4 protein-coding genes are annotated in these 4696 nt (G+C 69.7%); all 4 read left to right on the forward strand.

Annotated elements, in window-relative coordinates; genetic code table 11:
• Positions 1–942: LysR family transcriptional regulator (locus tag ACWF94_RS33875; protein ID WP_453497481.1), on the forward strand; the 942-nt coding region annotated here is incomplete at its 5' end.
• A 261-nt stretch (positions 943–1203) separates the two neighbouring features.
• Entirely contained in the window at positions 1204–2781 is a 1578-nt protein-coding gene (locus tag ACWF94_RS33880) for an aminotransferase class V-fold PLP-dependent enzyme (RefSeq protein ID WP_453497484.1), read from the forward strand.
• 65 nt (positions 2782–2846) lie between these two features.
• Positions 2847–3338 carry a RidA family protein gene (locus ACWF94_RS33885; RefSeq protein WP_453497487.1) on the forward strand — a complete coding sequence of 164 codons (492 nt, stop codon included), beginning with the start codon at positions 2847–2849 and terminating at the stop codon, positions 3336–3338.
• Positions 3339–3351: 13 nt separating this feature from the next.
• Entirely contained in the window at positions 3352–4668 is a 1317-nt protein-coding gene (locus tag ACWF94_RS33890; RefSeq protein ID WP_453497490.1) for an amidohydrolase/deacetylase family metallohydrolase, read from the forward strand.
• The last annotated feature ends 28 nt before the right edge of the window (positions 4669–4696 follow it).

The following is a 4696-nucleotide window of genomic DNA, read 5'->3' on the forward strand; positions in this document are numbered from 1 at the left end:
GGCATGCTCCGTACCGATTTGCGCCTCGAATGGCTCGTATCGTTCCTCAGCGTCGTGGACACAGGAAGTTTCAGCGCCGCGGCCGAGGTCATCCACCGCTCCCAGCCTCGGGTGAGCATGCATGTCGCCGCCCTGGAACGGGAGGCGGGTGTGCCGCTCTTCGACCGCGACCGCCGGCCCGTGACACTCACCGACGCGGGCAGGGTGTTCGCCGACCACGCACGCAGCATCCTGCGACAGCTCGCCGGAGCGGAGGCGGCCATGGCCGGCTACCGGGGCGCGGTCCGGGGGCTGGTGACTCTGGGCAGCTATCCGAGCGCCAGTGTGGCGTTCCTGCCTCAGCTGCTGGAACGGATGGCGCGAACCCGCCCGGCCATCAAGGTGGTTCTGGTCGAGCGTTCCACGCTGGAGCTCGACGGGGCGCTGGCCGCGGGTGAGGTCGACCTCTGCCTGCGTCCGATGTCGCCGCCGGCCGGCCCGTCGGTCGAGCACCTTCCGCTGTGGTGGGAGGGGCTGATCGTCGTGCACCGCCCCGACCACCCGCTCGCCGAGCTGCCCGAGCCGCTGCCGGTGGCGAAGGTGGCCGAGCACCCGATCATCACCATCGGCCGGCTCGGCTCGCCGACCGCGATGGGCTTCGAGACCTACCGCGCCTTCCGCGAGCGCGGCATCGAACCGAACGCGGTGCAAGCGACGAACCAGCCGCAGACCCTCATCTCGCTGGTCCGCAGCGGGCTCGGCATCGGCGTCACCAATCTCCTCGCGGTCGCCACGGCCGACAGGGACGGCGTGGTGGCCCGCGAGCTCGACGTCCCCTGCGGCCGCCGGGTCGCCGTGCACTGGAGCACGACGAGCCCGCTGACCCCGCCCGCGCGCACGCTGCTGCGCGAGATCGAGGCGTCCGACGTCCCGGCGGGAACCCGCCGCCTGGGGCCTGTCTGATGGATCGGGCGAGCCCGGCGAGATCCGTCGGACAGGCCCTGGCCCTGGGCAGGCATGAAGGGGTTGTGCCTCCCCCGTCGGCCGCGGCCGGCAGCGTGACGGTACCGCCGAGAGGCTGACGGGCCGCCATCCGAGTTCCGAATAGTCACATACGGCGGGCGCGCTTAACGCCCGTCCCCACCCTTCATAGCGTGATGCGCACAACGATCCACGAGGCGAATGGGAGCAGGGATGCGGACTGACACAGTTTCTCGTCGCACGATGCTCGGGCGTGGTGCCGCCGCGGGCGGCGCCCTCGCGCTGGGGCCGCTGCTGGCGGGTGAGGCCGTGGCAGCGGCCACCAGCAGCCCCGGCAGCGGCGAGAGAGAGAAACACGGCAGAAGAGGAAAGACGAGCGGTTACAAGGAGATCGGCGTCCGCCCGCTGATCAACGGACGCGGCACCTACACCGTCCTCAGCGGCTCGCTGATGCTGCCCGAGGTACGGGACGCCATCGACAGGGCGGCACGCGCCTACGTACAGCTGGACGAACTCGCCGACGCCGTCGGCAGACGGCTGGGCGAACTGACGAAGTCCGAGTTCGGGATGGTCAGTTCCGGCTGCTCGGCCGCGCTGGGACACGCCGCCGCGGCCTGTGTGGCGGGCGGCAACCCCGACTTCCACATCCAGATACCCGACCTGACCGGCTTCGGCAAGACCGAGGCGATCATCCCGAAACACTCGCGCAATGTGTACGAGGCGGCCATCAGCCTGGTCGGTCTGAAGATCGTCGAGGTGGAGACACGTCAGGAACTCAAGGCGGCGCTCGGGCCGCAGACCGCGCTCGTCTACATCTTCGCCATGCCCCGCGTCGAGGAGAGCGAACTCGACACGAGGACGATCGTCGACCTCGCCCACGCCGCCGGCGTACCCGTGCTGGTCGACGCCGCCGCGGAGATCCTCACCGTCCCGAACGTGCACCTCGGGCTCGGCGCCGACCTGGTGGCGTACAGCGGTGGCAAGGCCCTGCGCGGCCCGCAGTCGGCCGGGATACTCATCGGCCGTGAGGACCTCGTACGGGCCGCGTGGGTGCACAGCGCGCCGCACCACGGGTTCGCCCGCGGGTTCAAGGTCGGAAAAGAGGACGCGATGGCGATGCTCGCGGCGGTCGAGATGTGGTCGCAGCGCGACCACAAGGCCGAGTACGCGACGTGGACCTCGTGGCTGAAGTCCATCGCCCGCCGGGTCTCCCGAGTGGACGGCGTCACCACGAAGATCGTGCAGCCGGAGGGTCTGTCCAACCGTACGCCGACGCTGACCGTCCTGTGGAACGGCGAGAAGCTCGGCGTCTCGGGACGGACGATCGTGGACACGCTCTACGAGGGCGAGCCGCGTATCGCCATCAACACCGCGAGCGGCAGTGGCGGGGCGCAGACCGGCGTCTCCATCACTCCCTACATGCTGGAGCCGGGCGACGCGAGGACCATCGCCGACGCGGTCGTCCAGCTCCTCAACGACCCGCCCCCGCCGCCGCCGAAGCCGAAGCCGCCCACCGTGGACGTCGGCGGCACCTGGGCGGTCAGGATCGCGTACGCGGCGAGCACCTCGACCGCGCACCGGCTCGAACTCAGCCAGAAGGGCGCCGCGCTCACCGGCAGCCACAGCGGCGAGTTCGTCACCCGCAACGCGTCCGGCAGCGTCAGCGGCACCGAGGTGACCGTACGCAGCTACTACGGCGAGGAGCACGGGGACGCCCTCAGCTACACCTTCACCGGCACGGTCGACGGCGACCGGATGAGCGGCCAACTCGACATGGGCGAATACCTGAAGGCGACCTGGACCGCCACCCGGAAGTCCTGACCAGCGGCACCTCTCTGCCTGTCATGCACTCACCACATCCACACACAACCAGCACTGGAGGAATCGTGTCCTCGAACCGACGGGACTTCATCCGCAAGGCTCCCGCAGTAGCGGCCGTCGCCACCGTACCGCTGGTGGCCGGCGCCGGTTCCGCCGCCGCCGCCGACGGCGAGCGCGGCCGCCCGCACCGGCCGAGGAAGGAGGTCCACTACCCCGACGGCTCGCAGCCGCCGGAGAACCCCCTGTTCAGCCCGATCGTGACGTACGGAGACATGGTCTACATCTCCGGGATCGGCGCCCACTTCGCGGGGGACATCCGCCAGCACACCGACCACGTCCTGAACGAGATCGAGCGCTACCTGGAGTCCGTGGGCTCCTCGATGGAGAAGGTCCTCAAGGTCAACGTCTACCTCAACACGCTGGACGACTACGACGGCATGAACGAGGTCTTCCGAGGCCGCTGGGGCCGCAAGCCCGGCGTACGCACCACCATCGCCGCTGCCGCGGGCATCCCCGGCGACTCACTCGTCGAGATCGACTGCATCGCCGTCAGGTGAGATGGGAGTCCTGATGTCCCCGAGAAAAAAGGCCCGCCGGCTCATCCTGCCCGCTGCCCTCACCCTGGTACTCGGCGCCACGGCCGGCGCCACCCTCCCCACCGGCGCATCGACCGCGGCGGAGGCCGGCTCCGCGGAGGCGTACGACCTCGTCATCCGGCGCGGTCACGTCATCGACCCGAAGAACGGCCTCAACGGTGTGCGCGACATCGCCGTCAAGGACGGGAAGATCGCCAAAGTGGCGAAGCGCATCGACGCCTCGGCGGCGGCCAAGACCGTCAACGCGGCCGGTGAGTACATCACTCCGGGCCTGATCGACATGCACGCCCACCTCTTCCCGGGGCCGGAGGACGCGTACGCGAACGGCAAGAACGGGGTGGCACCCGACGGTTTCACCTTCCGCTCCGGCGTCACCACCGTGGTGGACGCCGGATCTTCCGGGGCGGGCAACTTCGAACTCTTCAAGAAGAACGTCATCGACAGCTCCCAGACCCGGGTGCTCGCCTTCGTCAACATCGTCGGCAAGGGCATGGCGGGCGGCGAGGCGGAGCAGGACCTCGACGACATGAAGCCCGGCCCGGCCGCCGCGAAGGCCAGGGAGCACCCGGACACGATCATCGGCATCAAGACGGCGCACTACGAAGGGAAGGACTGGACGGCGGTCGAGAACTCCGTACAGGCGGGCGAGGACGCCGACGTCCCGGTCATGGTCGACTTCGGCGCCAACCATCCCGAGCGCCCGCTGAAGACCCTGCTCACCGAGAAGCTGCGCCCCGGCGACATCTACTCGCACGCCTACTCCGGGCTGCGCGGCGAACTCGGCGAGGACGGCAGGCTCAACCCGGCGATGAAGGAGGGACGCGACCGCGGCGTGCTCTTCGAGGTCGGCCACGGCGGCGGCAGCTTCGGCTGGGACGTCGCGGTCCCGGCGATGAAGGAGGGCTTCACTCCCGACGCCATCTCCACCGACCTGCACATCAACAGCATGAACGGGGGCATGAAGGACATGTCCAACGTGATGTCGAAGTTCCTCACGCTCGGCATGCCGTTGAAGGACGTCGTCTCCGCCTCGACCTGGCAGGCGGCGCAGCTGATCCAGCGGCCCGACCTGGGCAACCTCTCGGTGGGCGCCCCCGCCGATCTCGCGGTGTTCTCCCTGGAGAAGGGCAGGTTCGGGTACGTGGACAGCTTCGGCTTCCGGCTGGACGGCACCCGGAAGCTGGCCACCGAGCTGACCGTCCGGGCCGGCAAGGTGGTCTGGGACCGCAACGGCATGGCGGCGACCAAGTGGACACCCGGCGCGAACCGGGCGGACAAGAAGGAGCACTGAGCGGCCCCGGTCCGCACCAGCCCGTCGC

The sequence above is a fragment of the Streptomyces sp. NPDC055078 genome, assembly GCF_053607985.1.